The organism is Xenorhabdus cabanillasii (assembly GCF_003386665.1).
GTDB lineage: Bacteria > Pseudomonadota > Gammaproteobacteria > Enterobacterales > Enterobacteriaceae > Xenorhabdus > Xenorhabdus cabanillasii.
Map to the genome: position 1 here is coordinate 3,929,920 of NZ_QTUB01000001.1, position 18,280 is coordinate 3,948,199.

Annotated in this window: 23 protein-coding genes and 2 pseudogenes; 4 read left to right on the plus strand and 21 right to left on the minus strand. The window is 44.0% G+C overall.

Features of this window, described 5'->3' with window-relative positions:
* Positions 1 to 47: 47 nt before the first annotated feature.
* From BDD26_RS17680 to BDD26_RS17700, 5 genes are all read right to left on the minus strand, one after another.
* On the minus strand, positions 48 to 830 hold the full coding sequence (locus tag BDD26_RS17680) for an ORF6N domain-containing protein (RefSeq protein WP_244922775.1): 783 nt from the start codon (positions 828 to 830) through the stop codon (positions 48 to 50).
* 577 nt (positions 831 to 1,407) lie between these two features.
* Positions 1,408 to 1,767 carry a hypothetical protein gene (locus tag BDD26_RS17685; RefSeq protein WP_012989566.1) on the minus strand — a complete coding sequence of 120 codons (360 nt, stop codon included), beginning with the start codon at positions 1,765 to 1,767 and terminating at the stop codon, positions 1,408 to 1,410.
* A gap of 133 nt (positions 1,768 to 1,900) precedes the next feature.
* Positions 1,901 to 2,377, minus strand: coding sequence for a hypothetical protein (locus BDD26_RS17690; protein WP_115827292.1), 477 nt, complete (start codon positions 2,375 to 2,377; stop codon positions 1,901 to 1,903).
* 192 nt (positions 2,378 to 2,569) lie between these two features.
* Entirely contained in the window at positions 2,570 to 3,418 is an 849-nt protein-coding gene (locus BDD26_RS17695) for a BRO family protein (protein WP_211305497.1), read from the minus strand.
* Positions 3,419 to 3,487: 69 nt separating this feature from the next.
* Positions 3,488 to 3,664 carry an Arc family DNA-binding protein gene (locus BDD26_RS17700; protein WP_115827293.1) on the minus strand — a complete coding sequence of 59 codons (177 nt, stop codon included), beginning with the start codon at positions 3,662 to 3,664 and terminating at the stop codon, positions 3,488 to 3,490.
* 93 nt (positions 3,665 to 3,757) lie between these two features.
* On the opposite strand from BDD26_RS17700, the gene BDD26_RS17705 reads away from it, so the two are divergent.
* Entirely contained in the window at positions 3,758 to 4,105 is a 348-nt protein-coding gene (locus tag BDD26_RS17705) for an Arc family DNA-binding protein (protein WP_115827294.1), read from the plus strand.
* 5 nt (positions 4,106 to 4,110) lie between these two features.
* Here BDD26_RS17705 and BDD26_RS20415 read toward each other — a convergent pair whose 3' ends face one another.
* Positions 4,111 to 5,079 carry an OB-fold putative lipoprotein gene (locus tag BDD26_RS20415; RefSeq protein WP_244922776.1) on the minus strand — a complete coding sequence of 323 codons (969 nt, stop codon included), beginning with the start codon at positions 5,077 to 5,079 and terminating at the stop codon, positions 4,111 to 4,113.
* Between the two features lie 55 nt (positions 5,080 to 5,134).
* Here BDD26_RS20415 and BDD26_RS17715 point away from each other — a divergent pair, with 55 nt between their 5' ends.
* Entirely contained in the window at positions 5,135 to 5,614 is a 480-nt protein-coding gene (locus BDD26_RS17715) for a hypothetical protein (protein ID WP_170140352.1), read from the plus strand.
* 22 nt (positions 5,615 to 5,636) lie between these two features.
* On the opposite strand, the gene BDD26_RS17720 is transcribed toward BDD26_RS17715, so the two are convergent.
* From BDD26_RS17720 to BDD26_RS17780, 14 genes and pseudogenes are all read right to left on the minus strand, one after another.
* A complete protein-coding gene (locus BDD26_RS17720) occupies positions 5,637 to 8,108 on the minus strand; it encodes a hypothetical protein (protein ID WP_115827296.1) in 2,472 nt (823 codons plus the stop codon).
* 69 nt (positions 8,109 to 8,177) lie between these two features.
* Complete coding sequence (locus tag BDD26_RS17725) at positions 8,178 to 8,663, minus strand: hypothetical protein (protein WP_147299034.1); 486 nt, start codon at positions 8,661 to 8,663, stop codon at positions 8,178 to 8,180.
* 87 nt (positions 8,664 to 8,750) lie between these two features.
* Positions 8,751 to 8,921, minus strand: coding sequence for a hypothetical protein (locus BDD26_RS19665; protein WP_170140353.1), 171 nt, complete (start codon positions 8,919 to 8,921; stop codon positions 8,751 to 8,753).
* Between the two features lie 41 nt (positions 8,922 to 8,962).
* The gene (locus BDD26_RS17730) at positions 8,963 to 9,373 is read right to left on the minus strand and encodes a hypothetical protein (RefSeq protein ID WP_115827298.1); all 411 of its coding nucleotides are present in this window, start codon (positions 9,371 to 9,373) and stop codon (positions 8,963 to 8,965) included.
* On the minus strand, positions 9,373 to 9,822 hold the full coding sequence (locus BDD26_RS17735; protein ID WP_115827299.1) for a phage tail fiber protein: 450 nt from the start codon (positions 9,820 to 9,822) through the stop codon (positions 9,373 to 9,375). The genes BDD26_RS17730 and BDD26_RS17735 overlap by 1 nt, the downstream gene beginning before the upstream one ends.
* Positions 9,823 to 9,833: 11 nt before the next feature.
* Positions 9,834 to 11,291 (minus strand): DUF3383 domain-containing protein, encoded by a 1,458-nt coding sequence (locus BDD26_RS17740; protein WP_115827300.1) that lies wholly within the window; start codon positions 11,289 to 11,291, stop codon positions 9,834 to 9,836.
* A gap of 9 nt (positions 11,292 to 11,300) precedes the next feature.
* Positions 11,301 to 11,786 carry a phage neck terminator protein gene (locus tag BDD26_RS17745; protein ID WP_115827301.1) on the minus strand — a complete coding sequence of 162 codons (486 nt, stop codon included), beginning with the start codon at positions 11,784 to 11,786 and terminating at the stop codon, positions 11,301 to 11,303.
* The gene (locus BDD26_RS17750; protein WP_211305498.1) at positions 11,774 to 12,154 is read right to left on the minus strand and encodes a hypothetical protein; all 381 of its coding nucleotides are present in this window, start codon (positions 12,152 to 12,154) and stop codon (positions 11,774 to 11,776) included. Before BDD26_RS17750 ends, BDD26_RS17745 begins: the two co-directional genes overlap by 13 nt.
* A gap of 66 nt (positions 12,155 to 12,220) precedes the next feature.
* On the minus strand, positions 12,221 to 12,631 hold the full coding sequence (locus BDD26_RS17755) for a hypothetical protein (protein ID WP_115827302.1): 411 nt from the start codon (positions 12,629 to 12,631) through the stop codon (positions 12,221 to 12,223).
* Positions 12,632 to 12,691: 60 nt separating this feature from the next.
* Positions 12,692 to 13,162, minus strand: a complete 471-nt coding sequence (locus BDD26_RS17760; RefSeq protein WP_211305499.1) for an HK97-gp10 family putative phage morphogenesis protein — start codon at positions 13,160 to 13,162, stop codon at positions 12,692 to 12,694.
* Entirely contained in the window at positions 13,140 to 13,580 is a 441-nt protein-coding gene (locus BDD26_RS17765) for a DUF4054 domain-containing protein (RefSeq protein WP_115827303.1), read from the minus strand. The genes BDD26_RS17760 and BDD26_RS17765 overlap by 23 nt, the downstream gene beginning before the upstream one ends.
* Positions 13,581 to 13,631: 51 nt before the next feature.
* Positions 13,632 to 13,934, minus strand: coding sequence for a hypothetical protein (locus tag BDD26_RS17770; RefSeq protein ID WP_147299035.1), 303 nt, complete (start codon positions 13,932 to 13,934; stop codon positions 13,632 to 13,634).
* 64 nt (positions 13,935 to 13,998) lie between these two features.
* Positions 13,999 to 14,250: a hypothetical protein gene (locus tag BDD26_RS17775; RefSeq protein ID WP_115827305.1), complete on the minus strand. Its 252-nt coding sequence runs from the start codon at positions 14,248 to 14,250 to the stop codon at positions 13,999 to 14,001.
* A 67-nt stretch (positions 14,251 to 14,317) separates the two neighbouring features.
* Positions 14,318 to 15,483 (minus strand): annotated as a pseudogene (locus BDD26_RS17780) (IS3 family transposase).
* A 94-nt stretch (positions 15,484 to 15,577) separates the two neighbouring features.
* On the opposite strand from BDD26_RS17780, the pseudogene BDD26_RS17790 reads away from it, so the two are divergent.
* Together BDD26_RS17790 and BDD26_RS17795 are read left to right on the plus strand one after the other, a co-directional pair.
* Positions 15,578 to 16,393: pseudogene (locus BDD26_RS17790) on the plus strand (contractile injection system protein, VgrG/Pvc8 family); the annotation flags it as partial.
* 58 nt (positions 16,394 to 16,451) lie between these two features.
* Positions 16,452 to 16,679: an Ogr/Delta-like zinc finger protein gene (locus BDD26_RS17795; RefSeq protein ID WP_342353475.1), complete on the plus strand. Its 228-nt coding sequence runs from the start codon at positions 16,452 to 16,454 to the stop codon at positions 16,677 to 16,679.
* Between the two features lie 80 nt (positions 16,680 to 16,759).
* Here the strand turns inward: BDD26_RS17795 and BDD26_RS17800 are convergent, their stop codons facing one another.
* A complete protein-coding gene (locus BDD26_RS17800) occupies positions 16,760 to 17,446 on the minus strand; it encodes a hypothetical protein (protein ID WP_147299036.1) in 687 nt (228 codons plus the stop codon).
* Positions 17,447 to 18,280 lie beyond the last annotated feature (834 nt).

The following is an 18,280-nucleotide window of genomic DNA, read 5'->3' on the forward strand; positions in this document are numbered from 1 at the left end:
AAAAACAACCTTTATCGAGCTTCAGGCCATTCGTGACTTGGGGATGTTTAAAACAGCTTCGCCAAATTCACACCGTGAACTGCTTTCCATGCAGCTGCCGGATATGAGTTTGCCTTGCCGTAACGTTCATCTGGCACGGAGCGAACCTCTGCACCATTTTCCGTGCACCATTTTTTGAGTGGATGCCATTTGAATTTCTTCTCAAGGCGTTTCTCCACAGAAAGAACCGTGGCGTGCTCTTTACATTCACCAAGCTTTGCAGCGAGGGCATTCTTTTCTCTGACAGCCTTTGATGCTGTTGCCATCGCTGTTGCTTCGCGCCGACGACTAATCCACGCTTTTGTTTCTATTGCATAATCACGCTGTGCGTATGCGATCTCTTTTTCCTCTTCAGCCTGGATCACCATCAAGGCTAAATCTTTTTTACTTATCAACTCAGCATTTTGTTTGCTGGAATTGAAGTATGCTTCCTCCAGTAGTTCATAGAAATCCCACGCTTGGTCTGTTTCCAGAACTTTGGCATGTCTTGCCGCTCCACGCTCCGTCCAGAGGTAAACATGCCTGGCTCGTTTATCGACTACCCCAATATTATTGGGGTAGTTCTTAAAGGCCTTTAATTCTTCCCCTTCAATTTTAAAGAAGTGTTTTCCTTCCTCAAACCGAGATTTGTTATTAGCAAAGTTCATTTGGATACTTTTCACATCAGCACCATACCCAATAGCCAGTAATTCAGTCGTAATAACCCTCTGACCACGGCAAATGACGACTGGCAAGTTGCTTCCCTGAAGCGTGACAACTGTTGATTGATTTGCTACATTCATATCAAACATGTTTGTTTTCTCCTGTCATGGGATGACGAAAGCCAGTATCGCGAAAATACTGGCTTTTTTATTTGGTTTAAAAAATCCATACGAAAACGCCCGATGTAAAAAATTACATAGGTTTATTTCGTAGATTTAGATTTTAGGATGAGTAAAGATTAGCGTTTCGCTTAGGCCATTAAATTATTAATTCACGTCATAATTTAATTGTGAAAATACAATAGGCATACTAACGCTAGAATATTTTGTGCTTTTTCAGCACGGTGATATTAAAGAGTGAAGACTCCCCACACGGGCAGGGCATTAATTGTAATGAGCCAGTCCTATTCTAGAGGATTGGTTGCTCCAAGAGTGCCTAGAGCGTTCCGGTAGCGTGTACTTTATCAGCACACCTAATTTGTTCAAAGAGCAGGTCAAGAAGAATAACCTCCCGTTTAGGAGGGTGCCCTAACGCGTATTCAGGGCTGATACTCACCAGATTTTTTAAAGTACTACACATATATTATGTACTTAATTCGATATAAGCTAGCTCACTCGAAAATAATATTCCACTAACGACAAAAAAGCCCCGTGATGGGGCTGTTTTCTAACGCTCAATGACGTATAAATCGGATTTATTTATTTCCATTCTAATATGAGCTATCCCATTAACTATCAATGAGTTTGGAGGACGAGGCGTATCGCTTATATCAATCATAGCTTCGACTTTACCGCAAAATACTTTATCTCGCCCCTCTGATAGGATATTCGAGGGATTTGCATTGGCATCAATATCAAATGTAACCAAACATGTTTTCTCAATCCCTTTATCCTGATCCATTATGATAATGTTAGACAAAGATTTTATAACCAAATCCGAATATGTTTGCTCAGGTGTCTTTTGTTCTTTTTCGCCACACCCTGCCAATGCCATTAATGACAACAATAAACAAACTGACTTTTTCATCACATTCTCATTGTTAAATATTTCCCACATTTAACCACTGAACCAATGATAAGTGTTACTGATTATTTGATCAGCAAAATCGGAAATTGTGAAGAGAGTTACAAAGGCTCAAGGTAAAAACCCACAGATGCTATTAATAACTATTCATCTTTTCGCATTTTCCTAGCACGGCATTTACAGGGCTAAATACGTTATCAGTGCTTAAAATAGCAATTATTCCTATTTTTTCACTACCGATAAGAAACGCATAGTTACTATCGTCCACATATTCTTTATATTTCACATGGTTATTGTTACTAGACTCCATTTTGACGGTCGTGGCAAAACTCCCCCAAGATGGCGATGGCCTAGCATCCATCGGCATATCTGGATGGAGGTCTGATGTTATATACTTTCCGTCTTTCTCAGACTCTATGTTTAACATCGCCTTTGGAAAGTAACCAGATGGAAATCCTTTAAAATCTCTTAGTATGTCACTCGGATATACACCGCAAAAATAAATGCCATTGCGAATATCGAGCTTGCCATCATCGCCGGTATAAACTCCTCTATCAGCAATGGCCCCCATTGAGGAAAGCAGGGCTACTATACAAGTAATCTTCCTCAGCATTTACCACCTCTTACATTGATCAACTTGTCTTAAGTATAAAAGAAGATACGTCCCCAAGAGCTTAAAGCCGTCCGTGGCTTGGGGTTATGCGTTGAATGGTTTATCCCCGCGTGCGCGGGGAACTTAGTTAAGCTCTAAACTTGTATCCTTCCAATGCTCGCATCATGGGCTGAATTATTAAATGACTTGAAATTACATCGACAATAATTCCTGCCTGAGATTATTCAGAACCCTGGAGTTGTTAAAGTTACTTGGCTCAAGATGAGCAGTTAATTTTTGAAGTATTGATTGCACCATTCCAGAGTTATACGAACTTTCTTTAGGTAATGTGTGAAACTTAGCAGCCAATCTATGTTCTGCCACATTTAAAAGTGGGTAAACATCCTCCATAACAGAACAGCACATTATTAAGTAATTCCATGACCAGCACAGCGTGATCAACTCTTCATCGGTTATTTGCTGCTTGGGTTTTGGTAAATCTTTGCCAAGATATTCACCCTCCATCGCCATTTTATGAACATACTCTATAGCCTGTGGTAACTGATCGGTAGTCAGCTCATCTATATGTTCTACATTGAACCGTTGGTGAACTAAAGAATATGCCTCTGGATATAAAATTCCTTTTTTTCTCACCAATAGGTTAACGGCGTTCTTTAATGGGTTCCGTTGTTGGACTGTGGTTTTGGAGGAATGGTAACTTCCAGTTTTCCTAATTGATGGCAAAACCTCAGAGGTTACCCATTTACGAACTCGATAAGGTACAGTTCCTTGCTTGATGGCATCACGACAACGAAGTATTAAGGTATACATCCCCGATTCTGAAATGATATTAGCATCACCTTGACGCCCTAACTTAAAGTTAGACCGTTCATTTTCATCTAATACTTTCAGAGCCTTAGACGGATTTTGCAAGTTTAGAACATTACAAAGGTCTACAGCTACAAACCAAGGTTCATGGTCTTTTTTAACAACCCGAACGTCTTTGCCATCAAATTTGAATATTGTGAATTCATCACTCATTTTTTTTGCTATACTTGTCATGTCTACATTCCTTACTCGGTTTTGGACGATTTATAAGCCTCGTTGGTTGCCGCCTTCGAGGTTTTGCTTTTATTGCGCGAGTCTCTTTTTCTCATCGTTGATACTCCATACCAGCCGTTGAATAATTGTTGAATTGATAGATAAACCTTCTTCCCTAGCCTTCGACTCAACATGTTCCTTCACTCTTTTCGGTAAACGTAAACTGAATGTTTCCGTTGCCCTTTCTGTATACAAATCATCTTTCATTTTCTCATTCCTCTTTTAATTGATGATGTCATAATGACATGATGTCAATATGCCATTACTATCTATTTAGAAATAAATTAGAAGGCGATGGAAATGACGAAAAAGCTCGTGGCGGCTCAAGATAAATTTATGCTCAGATTGCCCGATGGCATGAGAGAACATATTGCCAAAAGAGCAGAAGAGAACGGACGATCAATGAATTCCGAAATTGTGCAAATTCTTCATGATGCTATACATGGAGGAATGTCCTTGTCTATGGATGAAGATTTCTCTCGCGTCTATCAAGAAATGCTTGAAGCTGATGACTGGGACAATGATGAAGCTTATTATAAAATTGATTATCTGACATATTTGCTTATGGAAAAAATGGAAGCAGATAGTCGTAAACTCAAAGAATTACTTAATGTAAAGAAAGAGCTTATCAACAAAAAAGCCCCATGATGGGGCTATTTTTTATCGTATTTTTTCTCTAATGGTTGCTTATATTGTTTTATGAACGCTTGAAATCTTTCATGTGCCTGTTCTAAGTCTTGCATGAATGAGTCTGCATTTAAGCCCATGTCTACAAGCATCTCCCTTAATATTTTTATATCATTATCCGTCTTTTTTTCCTTCATTAGTCCATAGAACAATGTTTTTAGCTTACTGCAATTTGTAGCGCTAACACACATCTTCTCTAAGATATCTTCGGAGAACATATAGGCAATATAAGCAATTGCATCTGCGACTCCAGTAATCATAGTGTTATGATTACCATCTGATTGTTTATCAGAATAACTTTCTGTTGATACACATTTACGAAGGACTGGACTATCCATGATAAATCCGCCCCCCACGCACACCATGTCCACTTTTGATCCTGGGACTAAATCTAGAATGTAAGGATCATTTTTATCAACATTAAACATTGCTCCGCCCAAAACAAAACTAGGACTCTCAGTTTTTACTATAGCGTTGCCAATAAAATCTTCGGTCACACTTTCAGTAGTGCCAGTTACTCTAATTTTCTTACCTTTATATTTCTTATTAGCAACGAGTTCGTTTTGCTTATACTCGCTATATAACTGTAATGCCGAATATGGGCCTTCTACATCAGAAAACGAATAATTTTCCGCTTTTGATCGTTTAGACCGCCTATTGATATCAGATAATATATCTGCAACAACCTTGCTAAAATTATTGAATGCAACCTTATTGTTGGGTATAGGTAAGCCATATTCATCAAACTTTTGATTGCGCTTTGATGGGCTAGATTTAGCGTCTTTCTTAGTTCCTTTTTCAGCAATCTGTCTATACAGTTCCGTAGATCGCTTATACCAATTCAATAAACATTCTTCTGTATCACAATTCTTTTCGCGCAGTTTCCAGTTCTGCTTAACCAATGCCTTGAAATCATTATTATTGCCAGTAACCACTTTAGCTTGCAGATAGTCAACATATAGTGCGTCGTCAGCCTAAGACAACGCCGGAGTGGAGCAAATCAATTTTTCTGCTTTACTGGTGGCTTTAGTGCAATCAAAGCTAGCAGTATTAGCAGTGGCGGACACCAAAAATAGAGCAGCAGCAAACCCCGTAAACGAGAAGCATGAATCAATGGTGAATGTTGGCAATGATTGCTATATGGATTTGCGAAACGGTAAAATATACGGCATTTATGACGATCCAAAACCAATTGATGGAGTTAGCCCTTGGTTAGGGTGCTCTGACCCTGTTGCAGAAAGGGTTACAGTTATCTCTACCTCGCCAGATGAAAGAACTGTAAGAACGTTTAAAGTAAAATATAGTGATGGTGATTATGCGACATTTGATATCTCCCCAATTTATAAAAATATCCCAAATTATGCTCGTGGATATATCAATTCACTAATAAAACAAGATGCCAAAATAAAACTAACCTCTCGCTTATGTGGTAGCGGCGGCTTCCCTACCTTTGTAGCCGCTGAGAGGTAAACGATAAAATCAATCAGGGCTTTTACCCCATTGACGGTATAATTTGAGAAAGGCTTAATCTCGCTGCTTCTCCTGCATCGGTTACAGTGCCTTTTACTGTATTGGCTGTCGTAGTTACATTAATGTCTCCGTTGAGATCCACTTTGACATTATTAGTTGCGCCAGTCATAGGCATATTTTGTATCTTGTGAGTCTGAGAGAGGAATTCACGGGGTGCGTTCATATCCATATTAGGCACTATTGGATTTGATATCGCATCCGAAAACGCACTAATATTGTTCGCAAGATTAACCATTGGATCGCCTTGCCCTTTGATTGCAGCCATAACAAGTTGTTTAGAGTAAGGCAGTGGCTTTCCTATTTCCTCTGGACTCATGGCATTCATCAGGGCGTACATAACATCGTGGTTATTTAAATCTAGGCGGTCGTTTCGGCCAACACCCAACCTCTGAGCAACTCGGTCTATGTAATCCTCGGTGCGGTTTTTATCTTTTCCTCCTAGTGGTGCCCACGCAGATATGATATCCGCAACTGTCTGTAATTTTTTGGGTTTACCTTGACCATTAAAGAACCGCCGCAATTGCCAAGCGGTTCGCTCCAGACCAATATACTCCGAATTAAATTTAGCAAAACGTTGCTCAGGATGATTTTCTACTGTTGCACCTCGTTGTTTGGCATACTCTATATTCAGTGGGTTGTTATTGCGCTCCCCGCGAGTATTCCCTTTTTGTGGTATTGGTGTGGTGTTGGGCTTGCTTCCCAAAATAATGTTATTCAGTTCATCCAGTGTCATTTCACCACGACGGACTTTAGCCTTGAGCCTATCAATTTCAGGATCACCAGTAGGAATGTCTAAGGTTGTCTCAGTAACTGGACTCCCTAATACCTTTGGCTTGGTGGGTATATATGGGTTTATCCCTAACAGCCCATTCAGCCAGTTATTGGCACTGATATACCAGTCAGGCATTGCGTTTCCAAATGCTGCGCGGTGGCGTTCTCCAGCCTTACTCCCTATCGTGTTTGTCTCTTGTTTATTTTGCTCGCTACCATTCCACGCCTGCTTGAGTTCCTCCCACGCCAAATCAAAATTCCCATCGTTTAGGTGGTTCAGTGCGGCGAATAAATGAGAAATCGTTTCGCTCAGCCCGTTAAAGCTTTTTTGAAGACTTTCCAGTTCAAAACTGAGTGACCAATTATCGAGATTGATACCCAATAATTCCAACAAATCCCGCCCTAGTTTTTTGATGTCTTTACCGAGATTTTCTATTTCTGTTTTGGCTTTTTTGATGACCGGCTCCCATTTATCCCAGGGGAGCAGAGAGTCACCGCCTTTTTTCCATGTTTGATAATCGTCATAGAGTCCCAGTAACCCCAGAGACAAAAGAGCAATTAATCCAACGCCAGTGAATAAAGGTGCGAACATAGCCAGAAATGCCGAGCCGCACGCAATAATCATGGGGATCAGGGTAATTCCGATAATTGTCGCAACACCTTTAAATACTGAGATTGCTGTTTCACGGTTCCTATTTAGATAATCAAGAAAACCGGAAACTCTCTCTGAGAATTTAATAAGATGAGGCGTCAGGTAATTCGCCACCAGCGTTTTCAGCCCCTCCCATTGCTGACCGAGTACCGAATTTTGCTCTTTGAGTTTACGGTTTAGCTCCAGCTCTTCTTTGGTGGAGATGACTAGATTTTTTTGAGCATCAAGCCGTTTCTGAATAGCATCGCGACCCTCCAATAGGGTGTTGATAGTCCCCTCATCCAGTCCCATATTTTTGGCAATGTTATATGCCTGTGGGCGCTCCATCTTGGACATACTGTCAGCCATATCTAACAGTATGTCGTCCAGATTGCGTATTTTCCCGTAGGAGTCCACCACGCCAACACCCAACGCATTGAAAAATGGCAGGATAGACGCATCACCCATCGTGACCAAATCCCACAGTGATTTATTCAGGCTGGTCATTGTAGCCGCCATACCATCAGCGCTTCCACCGGACATTTCCGCGACGTTCTGCCATTTTTTGATGGTCTCCGCGTTCATGCCGAGGTTTTTACTCAGGAAATACAGTTGGTCATTACTACGTGACACGTCATTGACCAGTTTTGCTAATCCGCTAGAGACCAAAATAGTGGTGAATAGTCCTGTCAGCGCTTTGACCGCAACGTTGACCGACTTACTCCAGTCCTGCGTCTTCTCTTTGTACTTTTTGGTCTTATCGCCGTATTCAGACAATTCACCCAGTATCGCTTCCAGATTAGTATTGAGCTTATCCATCGATTTAGCCAAGTCTTGGTTCGACTGGTCAAAATCTCTGGTGCTGTCTGCGGCTTTATCCGCATCATCAGACAGTTTGACAACCGCAGTGGATGCGCCGCCTGCTTTCTTATCCAGATCATCAAGCGCCTGAATTGCCTTGTGTGCATCACCGGCAAAACCGGACATATCCAACTTCAGTGCAACAAGTAATGTCTCGACAAGAGTAGCCATTAGCTCTCCTTTGGACGTAAAAAAAGGCCGCATTGCGACCCTGTTACAGGTAATGACACAACCTACTTTTTAATCAAGCCTTGAATCCGTAAAACTCATCATGAGTAATTGCTTAATCGCGGAGCATGCTTCAATAAAAGCATTGTCTTCTGCCGGGGAGGATATAATGCATTCTTTCTGTCCATTCCCTACGTCGACATGAATATTCCCATCTTCAACCCACATTGAAATGCTGACAGCATGCAGATCACCACCAGTCAGAGGTGTGTCATCCACTGTAGTAGCTATTTTGAACTTTAATTCATAATTTTCATTTAGGGTAAATGACTCTAAGGGTTTTTTATGGAACTTACCTTTTTCATCCACGATCCCAATTGAAATATAACTATATTCATCACCTTTGCTATCTCGCCAAACCATATTTGGTAGTGATAATGAATCCCTATATTCATGAACTAACTTGTGCCCATATTTCTGTAACTCAGCTTTGCGAAGTCGATACTTGCTCTCAAGATTAGTTCTTTGTTTCTTAATGTCTTCATAAGTAATTGACATGCCTTTCTCCATAAGTGCGTTATTGCGGATTAGCATGATTACCACCTTTAAAAAAGTTTTACTGTGACTTAATCGAGAAGTAATGAATCAATGAGATTCACGATTGTTTAGCTCTTCCATTAGCCGTTTGTTGTATTCGCTGACCTGATGCACCTCAATCAGGTTCAGCGCATCTTCAAGACTGTATATTGTGGAAAGTTCGGAATAGGTTGCGTACCCTGAGGTAATGACCTGATACGCAACACTGGAGACATTCAATGTTTCAGCGATAATCCCGGATTTCAGCGGCAGACCGGCTCTTAATTTTTCGAGTCTGACCCACCGCCGTGAGTTAAAAAATCAATATGCAGAGCGAACGCCTCTTTTCGCAGCAGAAACATTGTTTTAATGTCACTGATATCGGAATTAAATTCGATGCTACGAGCATTACCGCCAGACGGGACGATTTGAGCGCATTCCAGTAGCTCATCCAGTAGCGGAATACCGACATCGGGATCAATGCGAGACAGTGCCTTAACGGCCACCTGCGCCATACCCATCATCCCCATCTCAGGGCGAATATCACCGATATCAATACCGCCATTGGCGACAGCGAATATCGCCCTCATCGCCCAGTTATCAGCCTTAATAATCGGCATTTCAGTGATAACGAATGTTTTACCTGCGTCACGGCCGGATTCGATAGTAAGTGTGGTAGATTTCAGTGCCATTATGCGATTTCCTCTGCGCCATTCATGATCATGTTGAATTTGTAACTCGTTCCGTCCAGCATCTTCTTACCACTAGCGCCCCCCGTCATACTGACTAGTCCACCTGTGCCGGAGTAGCGTTTTTTGATAGAGGGAATTTCAACAACAATATCGACATAGCGTGATTCCATATTGGAATTAAAATCTCGACGGATATTTTCCATAACCTGCGTGGATACGCTGTTGGCTTCCAGGTACAATGTCCACGGTGTTTCATGAGGGAGATAGCCTATACTCTGTTTGCCATCCACCCCGATACAAGTTTCCCCTAGAGTGACCTCGCCGAACTCCCATGCGTTATCCGCCTGAAAGCCCTGAATCTGGACGTAATCATCATAGATACCTTTGCATCGCAGCATTAACACCGCATTGGCTGATGTGATCGTGAGCGGATTGTGTCCCATTGGCATAATATTTCCCCTTATTGAACGTTAATAGATGGGAGTTCGACCTGCTGGACGCTGCCACCGTCTGCATACCAGAGTTTCAGCGGCATAGATTTACGCAATCCGCGAGTTTGCGCAGGTGTTTCGCCGATGCGTACACACCAGCCCTCGGCGTTTATTTGTGCAGCTGCGTCAAACCCCGCCTCCGTATTGATTTGTTTTTTCTGCTGTTCAGATAACGCTATACCGCGTTGAATGCCGCCGAAGTTCCGCATTTGGTTAATCGGGTCTTGGATAGCTGCGCGATGGGTAGCTCGACCTACCTCGTTATACGCAATGGATTTAAACGAGGTCAGCATGGTCATTAGGGCGAGTTGCAATTGACTGTTCAGATAAACCTGATTCACGTAACTGTCCAGCCATTTGAACTTACCGGAAATTGTCCCTTTGTTAACAAACACGAACCGATCATTCGCAGTGCCATATGCGCCGTAGAAGTTCCAGCCAAAGCGCAATAATTCATCGGCCAGCGTTTTATCGGTCACGGTGGGTTTTAGCCCCTCCTGACGACGAAACGCGAATGTTGCTCGACCGTTTAACTCGTTGAAATTGAGTGATGCTGCATAGGTACAGGCAAATGCGCCGTGGGTATGGTCGCCGTACATCAGGCATGTGCCACCTATATCTGACTCACGGATAGTGTTAGAGATCGCCTCTAATGCCGCCATCTCTTGACTGAACGAGTACAGCACATGCACATAGCAGTCATTTTGCAACGTCACCCATTTGGAAATGGACAGTTTTTCATCAGAACTAAAATCACCAATTGCCATGACCGAGACGAAATTGTTAACGGATTTCGTAATGCGCGGCATTAGCTCATCAATGGTATCGGCATTGAGTCCGTCATTTTGCTGTGCGCCTGCTGCCTCTGTCAGCCCCATATACTCGGCTAATTCACCTGAGCCAAAACTAATCGTACCCGCCACGCCTTTTGTTGCCCCTTCAATGGAGAATGTGCGGCTGGTTACGTCATATTTGCACGTCCCGGTTTTTGCCAGTGAAGCGGATACCGCGTCAGCCAGTGCTGAGTAGGACTTGATATCAGCAGGGGTAATGGTGACAGCGTGCCTTTTGCCATCAATATCCAATGCTAATCCCTGAGGAATGTGATTAAAATCACGCAACGGAACTTTACTGCCAACCAGTTTTGCTCCCTGTGCGCTGGTCACCATTGACGCGATATAGAGCGTTTCTGGTCGGGTTGTTGAGCCGACGAAGCCAGCAAAATAGACCTGAGCCGATTCGTGCTCTTTGGATTTCGTGCCGAAAATTTCAGCTACCTGCTCAGCGGAACCGAATGCCTTCACACCTAACATAGCCTGTGGTGTATTTTTGGTGATAAACAGGGCGTTCAATGCCAGCGAATTTCCGCCAGTGCCGACAACGCCCGGCAAAATACTAACGATATCGCTCGCCGGAATAGTATTCATGGATGGTCCTCAAATAGAATTGATATCAATAGAAACGGAGTCAGTACTCTCGATTGAGTAGGTTATTTCAGGGTTGTATTGCAGTTTTATTTCGAGCATCACACGGTTTTCGTACTGGTTCGCCTCATTCACCAGTACATTTTTTCGGGGCTGATTACTGTAGAGGGGCTGACAGTGCTTTAGTCGTGCCGTGGTGTAGCTGGACTGCCACAGATTTGCCACCACGCGCGCCCGCGAATCAGTCTCATCACCGTAAAAATCCAGCTGCATAGTCAGCTCAACAGAACGTTGTGCCGTGATGGTTGATGATCCATGATGGTAATAATTGGTGATGTAATCGATATCCCGCTCAAACAGGACGTGCATCACAATACCGTTTTCGGGATTAGGCACATTATTTTGATATCCCTGAACAACATCACAGTGGAACAGTCCAGTCAGATACTCCCTGACATCGCCGAACAGATCATCATGACTGACTGTTATTGTCGCCATAGCAACACCTTCACCCATGTTGGGTAGGATTCAATGACCTGCGTAACATTCCATTCGGACTCTTCATCTTCACCATAAGCCATGAATCGCATCCGGTCTGAACCTTTCCCTTTCGACCGCCTGATTGCCGATATCTGACCTCGTGCATAGGCATAGATGAACTGGCCCTGCTGATTAATTACGCCTAAATGCTCTAAATCTTGCGTGCTGAGGCTCTGTAGTTGCACTGAGATTTCATGCACGGAATATTTCGGCACCTGTTTACCTGAACGGGCAATATCATAGCCGTCATTCACCCGTAGAACGGCGGTGATATTCGGGTTAACGGTGGTGATTAGGCTATTGGCGATAGCTCTTACATTAATCATTCCTCACCTTTCATGTACAAAAAAGCCGCACAAGGCGGCTTTAGACGCTAAATTGTAAAAATAAACTTATTGGTTATCTCTTGCCTGCTTTTTTCGTAACATAATTACTGTGGCAGCCATTTCCCCTAACATGATATTTTTACTTTTAAAAATATTGCCTTCCTTCATAGCTTCTAACCACGCAACGACATCATCATAATCAGGCTCTGAATATGTAGCCCTGAATACATCAAGGTTTACATCTTCTACCGATTTAAAGTAATCAGAACAAAGCTCAACCGCTTCCGAGGCGATTTTTGTTGGCGCTTTCTGGGTATTTATAACCTCTTGCTGGACATGCTTCACCAAACAAGCACTTAGCTTTTTCCTCTCGGCAAGAATTTTTGAGCGTAACGCTTCATTGTCTAATACAGATCCTGCAAAAGCATTGTTAGCACCCATAATGAGGGACATAAATAATATAAACTTTAATTTCATTGTCGTTTCCTTTCGTTAGGTCACGCAATGATAACAATGAGATAACTCGATTACCGCGATTTATTTACCGCTTTTGATAACTTCATAATCAATTGCTCGTTGCAGACTGCCGGAATCCACCAGCGTTTGTCCGGGTGATGCGCGTCCTTTCTTGATTTTACTGGCAACGGTTGCCGGGGCATTAGGGGGTGGCAGTGTCTGCTCAATACTGTCCTTAATGTCCGATGCCATAACCATCCCTAATGTATTGAATGCCGCTTCTATACCGTTTGCATCCTGTAATTTGCCTCGAATCTGTGACGCTATTAACTGCACCCATTCGTCCGACTTATCTGCGATGGTACTGCGCATAAATGGCCGAGGCGGAATATTTCGCGTACCAAATTCATTCGCAGCAGCATAGGGCGCTATAGGCTCTCCTGTGTCCTCATTGGTTGCACCAGCTAATACACCCGCCTGAACTTGAATCGTAGGTGTTCTGGCGATACGCTCTAGGGCTGCTTTCAGCTTATCGCCACCTTTGATAGCCATAACTCACCCCCACGGATGGTAATGTTTCACTGCGGAATATCGGCCACCCCACCACATATTTACGGGTCGCCTGCCAATACATTTGCCCGCATGGTGTGACTTTAAACCATGAAGCATTGGTTACATCTGGAACAGAAAACGAGACACTCACTGACCCCTCTGAGGCGCTGGATGCTGGCCCTGCCTGATCATTGTTTCCCCACAATGTCACCGTAGCGATATGGCAGGTCAGCAAATACAGCAGAGTCTTGCGCTCCTGCGTGCCATCAGGCTCATAGGGGATAATCGAGTTATCAGAGTTATCGAGCAGCAAACAGGCCACATCAAAAGCTTGCTGCAATTGTCCCTCTGTCAGTACACCAGCAAACCGGGGGTACAATTTCAGGAACTCGTCACTTTTAAAGGCGACGACGGCCATCAGGAACTCTCCTTCGCGGGTTCTGTAGTCGTTTTGCTGGTATCGACAGGCTCACGACCGTGACGCAGCTCTTTTTTTTTCGCTGGCTTTATCGTTGGCGCTGGCCGCTTTTTCATCCCAGACGCACAGATTGTTTCTGAAAATTTCCATTTCGCCATAGGTTTTCAGGATATAATCCCATTTATCCGCGTCCACCATCGTTTCCCCGTATAGACCCACAGGCAGCTCGCCTTTTTCCATCCCAAACAGATGAAAAGCATTCCCCTTCAAAACAACACAACTACCATCTGGCATTGGAAACTCAATGCCGTGTGGGTGATTCAGGCGAACGCTGACAGTTTTTCCTTTTGACATACTTTTCTCCGGCATAAAAAATGACCTCCAGAGAGGTCATTGAGTGTTAGTTGTGATGTATCGGTTACATGCCCGTCATTTGGGCAATCGCAGCAGGAATTCGTATCACTGCGCCATACGTGGTTGCTGTAAATTTCTGCGAGAACGAAGATAATTCAGGCACAATACGACCTGCTCGCATTTTCTCACCGAAGCCCAACAATCCTGTTTCCGTGCCTGCCACTTTCGGCGCGATTAATTGGATAGTTTCACCACTTGGACCACCCAATTGCGGTAGGCTGACCAGCTTGAGATTACTAAAGTAGGTCGTCAGCATTTTCATCACCGATACGTTGAAGTCCGTCGCATCACCCAGTTGTACGCGTAACGTGGGTGTGAAGTGGTCAACTAAAATTGGTCACGACCTTAGCGTTTTTCCAAAATAATCGCTCTGATTCATTGGGTGTTAAGCCATTATTATACCAATGAGGACGAAGCTGGCTGTAATAGCCTGTTATATAATGGGTGATTGCGCGAAAAGCCTCTCCAAAATTGGGATACCCTTCTTCAGGCACCCATTCACGCTTTAAACTCCTGAAAAAGCGCTCCATAGGGCTATTATCCCAGCAGTTTCCCCGGCGGCTCAGACTTTGTTTAATACCATAACGCCCCAATGACTGCCGGAACGCTTTACTGGTATAGTGACTGCCCTGATCGCTGTGAAACATCACACCCCGTGGTCTCCCCCTTGATTCAAATGCCATTTCTAATGCTTTCTTTGTCAATTCAGCGTCCGGAGAGAACGACATGGCCCAGCCAATAGGCTTACGGGCAAACAGGTCGAGGACCACCGCCAAATAAGCCCAACGTTTGCCTGTCCAGATGTAGGTCACATCGCCACACCAAACCTGATTGGGCTCGATGACCGCGAACTGACGATCAAGAGAGTTCGGAATATCAACCGGTTCTTGCTCCCGATGCGAATAACGGTGTTTTTTCTGCTGACGACTGACCAGTCCCATCTCAGCCATTAACTTTCCGGCCCGCCATCGGCCTAATGGGATGCCTTTTGCGGTTACTATGGCCGCGATGGTTCGTGCACCGGCTGAACCCTTGCTCTCGTTAAAAGCTTCCCGAACCAGACTTTTTAATTTGACGTGTTCAGCATCCGGTGTTTTCTTCCGATGACGCCAGGCCTGATAGCTACTGCGATATACGTCGAACAGTTGACAAAGGAAAGCCACTGGATAAAGCACTCTGAATTGCTCGATTAACGAGAACTGTTCAGGTAGTCGGACATCAAGAGTGCTGAAGCCTTTTTTAATACTTCATTTTCCATTTCAATCCGTTGCAGTTTCTTTTTTAATTCACGAATTTCAATTTACTCCGGCGGGATGGGCAGGGCTGTGGGGGCCTTGCCTTGCCGTTCCAGACTCAACTGACGAACCCAGCTCCCCAGGGCTGATTTACTGACATTCATCGCTCTGGCAGCTTCTGCAATACTGTAGTTTTGGTCAAGCACTAATTGAGCTGACTCTAATTTGAATTCGGGGCTGAAACTTCTTTTCATTATGTCACCTGTTGAATTGTCGAAGTGAGAGTATCACCTCTATTACAGTGACCAAAATTAGTGTGCCACTTCACATGAACCCGATTGATATTCTGACCAGTACGGAATTACCGCCCGCAGTGCCGACTTCCGGGAAGAATTCAACGTCAAGCGTGAATACAGCTGGCATGATGTCACGGTCGCCGATGTGATGAGCGCCATTGCCGGGCGTTATCAGCTGCAACCGGCGGTCAGTCGTCCGTTGATGGACATTGAAATTGACCATGCTGACCAGACCAATGAAAGTGATATCAGTTTCCTGAGCCGGATGGCGGACATGCTCGGTGCGATTGCGACCGTCAAAAATGGCCGTTTGCTGTTTATTCTACCGGGGCGCGGTCTGTCACAGAGTGGAAAGCCGTTACCGGTGATCACCCTGACCCGAGACAGTGGCGACCGGCACAGTTTCCGGGTGGCGGATCGGGCTGCGTACACGGGGGTCAAAGCGTACTGGCTGGATCTGAACGTCGGCAAACAGCCCGCCACCACGATGAAACGCCAGCGCAAATCCCCGAAACCTAAAAAAATCGCCTCCCGTCAGCGTGAAGGGAAATATCTGGAAGGGGCGGACGGGAACGTCTACGTGATGCGTCAGACCTTTAAAACCGAGCAGATGGCCCGGCGGGCAGCGGCGGCGAAATGGTCAAGGCTGCAACAGGGCGCGGCGGAATTCAGTATCACACTGGCACGGGGCCGGGCCGAACTTTACCCTGACCTGACCGCGGCTGTGGTGGGGTTTAAAGCCGCTATCGACAGTCACCAGTGGACGCTCTCGCGGGTGATCCACACAATAGGGGATAACGGCTTTGTCACCCAGCTGGAACTGGAGTTAAAAATTAACGAGACAACGATGGCAGAAAGTGAACAATAAGCCGGAGCAATGCGGTATAATCGCGGCAGGCACACCCCCAATGATGGAGGGTTTTTTCATGGCGTTTACCTGTCCCCAATGCGGCGCTGTGGCAAAGACGCGAACCAGCGAAATGATGAGCGAAGAAACACGGCGCAGTTACCACCAATGCCAGAATATTCTGTGTGGCTGCACGTTTACCATGATCACCAGTATTGAACGCTATTTGACACTTCCTACCCCCCCAGCCACTTCCGACGGATTTTCATATCCCGAAACTGGCCTTTCCGGCCAGCCATTACGGTGATGAGCAAATTGGTTTCGGATTCTGAATAAAAAACAGCCCCAAATCGGGGCTTGTTCGATGTTTATTGTGCCAATAACGGATTATTCAAGCCGTGTTTCCGCGACAACCACTCCGATATCTGTCACGGTCGCTTTCGGTATTGTCGCTATGATCTCCCCTGTTTTTATATCAACCTTCACGGCATAAGTATCTTCAACGAGACTTTCGAATATGCTTTTACCTTTGAATACGGTTTGTACTATTGCGTAAGGCTGTTGCTGATTGAGGGCTAACCGGTAGGTTGTTTCAATGTGTTGATAGCTTGAAACATCGAACATATTGCCTTTAATAGCTGTTTCTAACGGTCGGTAAGCGTTATTCTCGCGGCTAAAGTTTGATACAAAGTTATCCAGATTGATTAATCTGTGAGACGTATTTGAGTCTTTTCTGAAATCATCGTCACACGCAAGAATTTCATCCAGCTTTAGCTGCCCCAGTTTTCCCGAGTATTTTTCAGTTAAGCAGTTGTAGAAAGGGCTTGTCACCATGTCATGCATTTTCTTGAAAGAAAGTTGACTTTCACCGGTGTAAAATGTTTGCTCGCTATCGTTAAACAAGCCAGCACTACTGACAATATGGAAAGCCGCGGCACAAGCCAGAACGCCGACAGTGGTTACTATTATGGTTTCCGGTTTTAATCCACGTGATCTTTTTGCTCCACAGTGTGGGCAGGTTTGGTCGTTCTGTGCCATTTCCCCCTGACACTTTTTGCAATTTGCTGACTTCATCAAAATCAATCCTTATCCAATGTCGTTTGGTTATCCATTTCAATCCAATTAAATTTTTTGCATCAATATGACAAAAGAGGATCGTTGGTCAAGGTTGGTAGTGTATAGGTGTGAGATTTATCAGATAGCTTGAGAGGTAAGGGGAAAAGTTTTTCTGAAATAGCAGGGTGTTTTTGTGTTCGTATGTCGGATTTTTTAATTTTGGATTCGTGAGCGAAGTCACTGAGAAAAGGAGGTTAGTTGAAGGGGATTTGACGGTAAGAGAAAAACTGTGTCGCCACTCTGTCGCCACTTTGTGTTTTTTGTGCAGTTTGAAACCAAGAAAAAAGCCACCCGAAGGTGGCTCTTTTTATTCCCTAACTCACTGTTTTATCAGTCAGTTTTAACTTGGTGCCAGGGCGGGACTAGTAAATGAATGTAATTAACTGAATATATTTTATTTATTTTTACTTATTGATTTAATGCCCCTTTTGTGCCCCTAAAATATTCTGCTACTACATACTTATATCTATTTGATTTAATGGTTATTTTAGATGTTAGTGTTTTTTTGTATTTCAAAATATTATTAATTTTAATTTGCGATTGTTCATTGAAAATTGCTGTTACAGATATTTCCTATCTTTCATAATGGAATATTTAGCCGTATAATGATGAGGTTATCACCTCGGGCATTCCCCTCTGGATCATTACCAGCCTGTAATAGGTACAGGGACTTCCGGCAGTAGCCGGTTCGTAAAAGGAAAGCCACATGAAACAGAAAATAGTTCCGGTTCGCCGGTATACTCGTTTTCGTTTCGGGCGCGTAGAACATGTGCGTAAACACATGCGCTCGCT

Coding starts and splice junctions, on each gene's coding strand:
- BDD26_RS17695 (WP_211305497.1), bottom strand. CDS start 3,418: ATGACAAGTATAGCAAAAAAAATGAGTGATGAATTCACAATATTCAAA.
- BDD26_RS17760 (WP_211305499.1), bottom strand. CDS start 13,162: ATGGCTATCAAAGGTGGCGATAAGCTGAAAGCAGCCCTAGAGCGTATC.
- BDD26_RS17775 (WP_115827305.1), bottom strand. CDS start 14,250: ATGCTGACGACCTACTTTAGTAATCTCAAGCTGGTCAGCCTACCGCAA.
- BDD26_RS17745 (WP_115827301.1), bottom strand. CDS start 11,786: ATGGCGACAATAACAGTCAGTCATGATGATCTGTTCGGCGATGTCAGG.
- BDD26_RS17755 (WP_115827302.1), bottom strand. CDS start 12,631: ATGAAATTAAAGTTTATATTATTTATGTCCCTCATTATGGGTGCTAAC.
- BDD26_RS17730 (WP_115827298.1), bottom strand. CDS start 9,373: ATGGCACTGAAATCTACCACACTTACTATCGAATCCGGCCGTGACGCA.
- BDD26_RS17750 (WP_211305498.1), bottom strand. CDS start 12,154: ATGATTAATGTAAGAGCTATCGCCAATAGCCTAATCACCACCGTTAAC.
- BDD26_RS17740 (WP_115827300.1), bottom strand. CDS start 11,291: ATGAATACTATTCCGGCGAGCGATATCGTTAGTATTTTGCCGGGCGTT.
- BDD26_RS17735 (WP_115827299.1), bottom strand. CDS start 9,822: ATGCCAATGGGACACAATCCGCTCACGATCACATCAGCCAATGCGGTG.
- BDD26_RS17720 (WP_115827296.1), bottom strand. CDS start 8,108: ATGGCTACTCTTGTCGAGACATTACTTGTTGCACTGAAGTTGGATATG.
- BDD26_RS17700 (WP_115827293.1), bottom strand. CDS start 3,664: ATGAAAGATGATTTGTATACAGAAAGGGCAACGGAAACATTCAGTTTA.
- BDD26_RS17795 (WP_342353475.1), top strand. CDS start 16,452: ATGGCGTTTACCTGTCCCCAATGCGGCGCTGTGGCAAAGACGCGAACC.
- BDD26_RS17770 (WP_147299035.1), bottom strand. CDS start 13,934: ATGTCAAAAGGAAAAACTGTCAGCGTTCGCCTGAATCACCCACACGGC.
- BDD26_RS17765 (WP_115827303.1), bottom strand. CDS start 13,580: ATGGCCGTCGTCGCCTTTAAAAGTGACGAGTTCCTGAAATTGTACCCC.
- BDD26_RS17705 (WP_115827294.1), top strand. CDS start 3,758: ATGACGAAAAAGCTCGTGGCGGCTCAAGATAAATTTATGCTCAGATTG.
- BDD26_RS17680 (WP_244922775.1), bottom strand. CDS start 830: ATGTTTGATATGAATGTAGCAAATCAATCAACAGTTGTCACGCTTCAG.
- BDD26_RS17800 (WP_147299036.1), bottom strand. CDS start 17,446: ATGAAGTCAGCAAATTGCAAAAAGTGTCAGGGGGAAATGGCACAGAAC.
- BDD26_RS17690 (WP_115827292.1), bottom strand. CDS start 2,377: ATGCTGAGGAAGATTACTTGTATAGTAGCCCTGCTTTCCTCAATGGGG.
- BDD26_RS17725 (WP_147299034.1), bottom strand. CDS start 8,663: ATGTCAATTACTTATGAAGACATTAAGAAACAAAGAACTAATCTTGAG.
- BDD26_RS17685 (WP_012989566.1), bottom strand. CDS start 1,767: ATGAAAAAGTCAGTTTGTTTATTGTTGTCATTAATGGCATTGGCAGGG.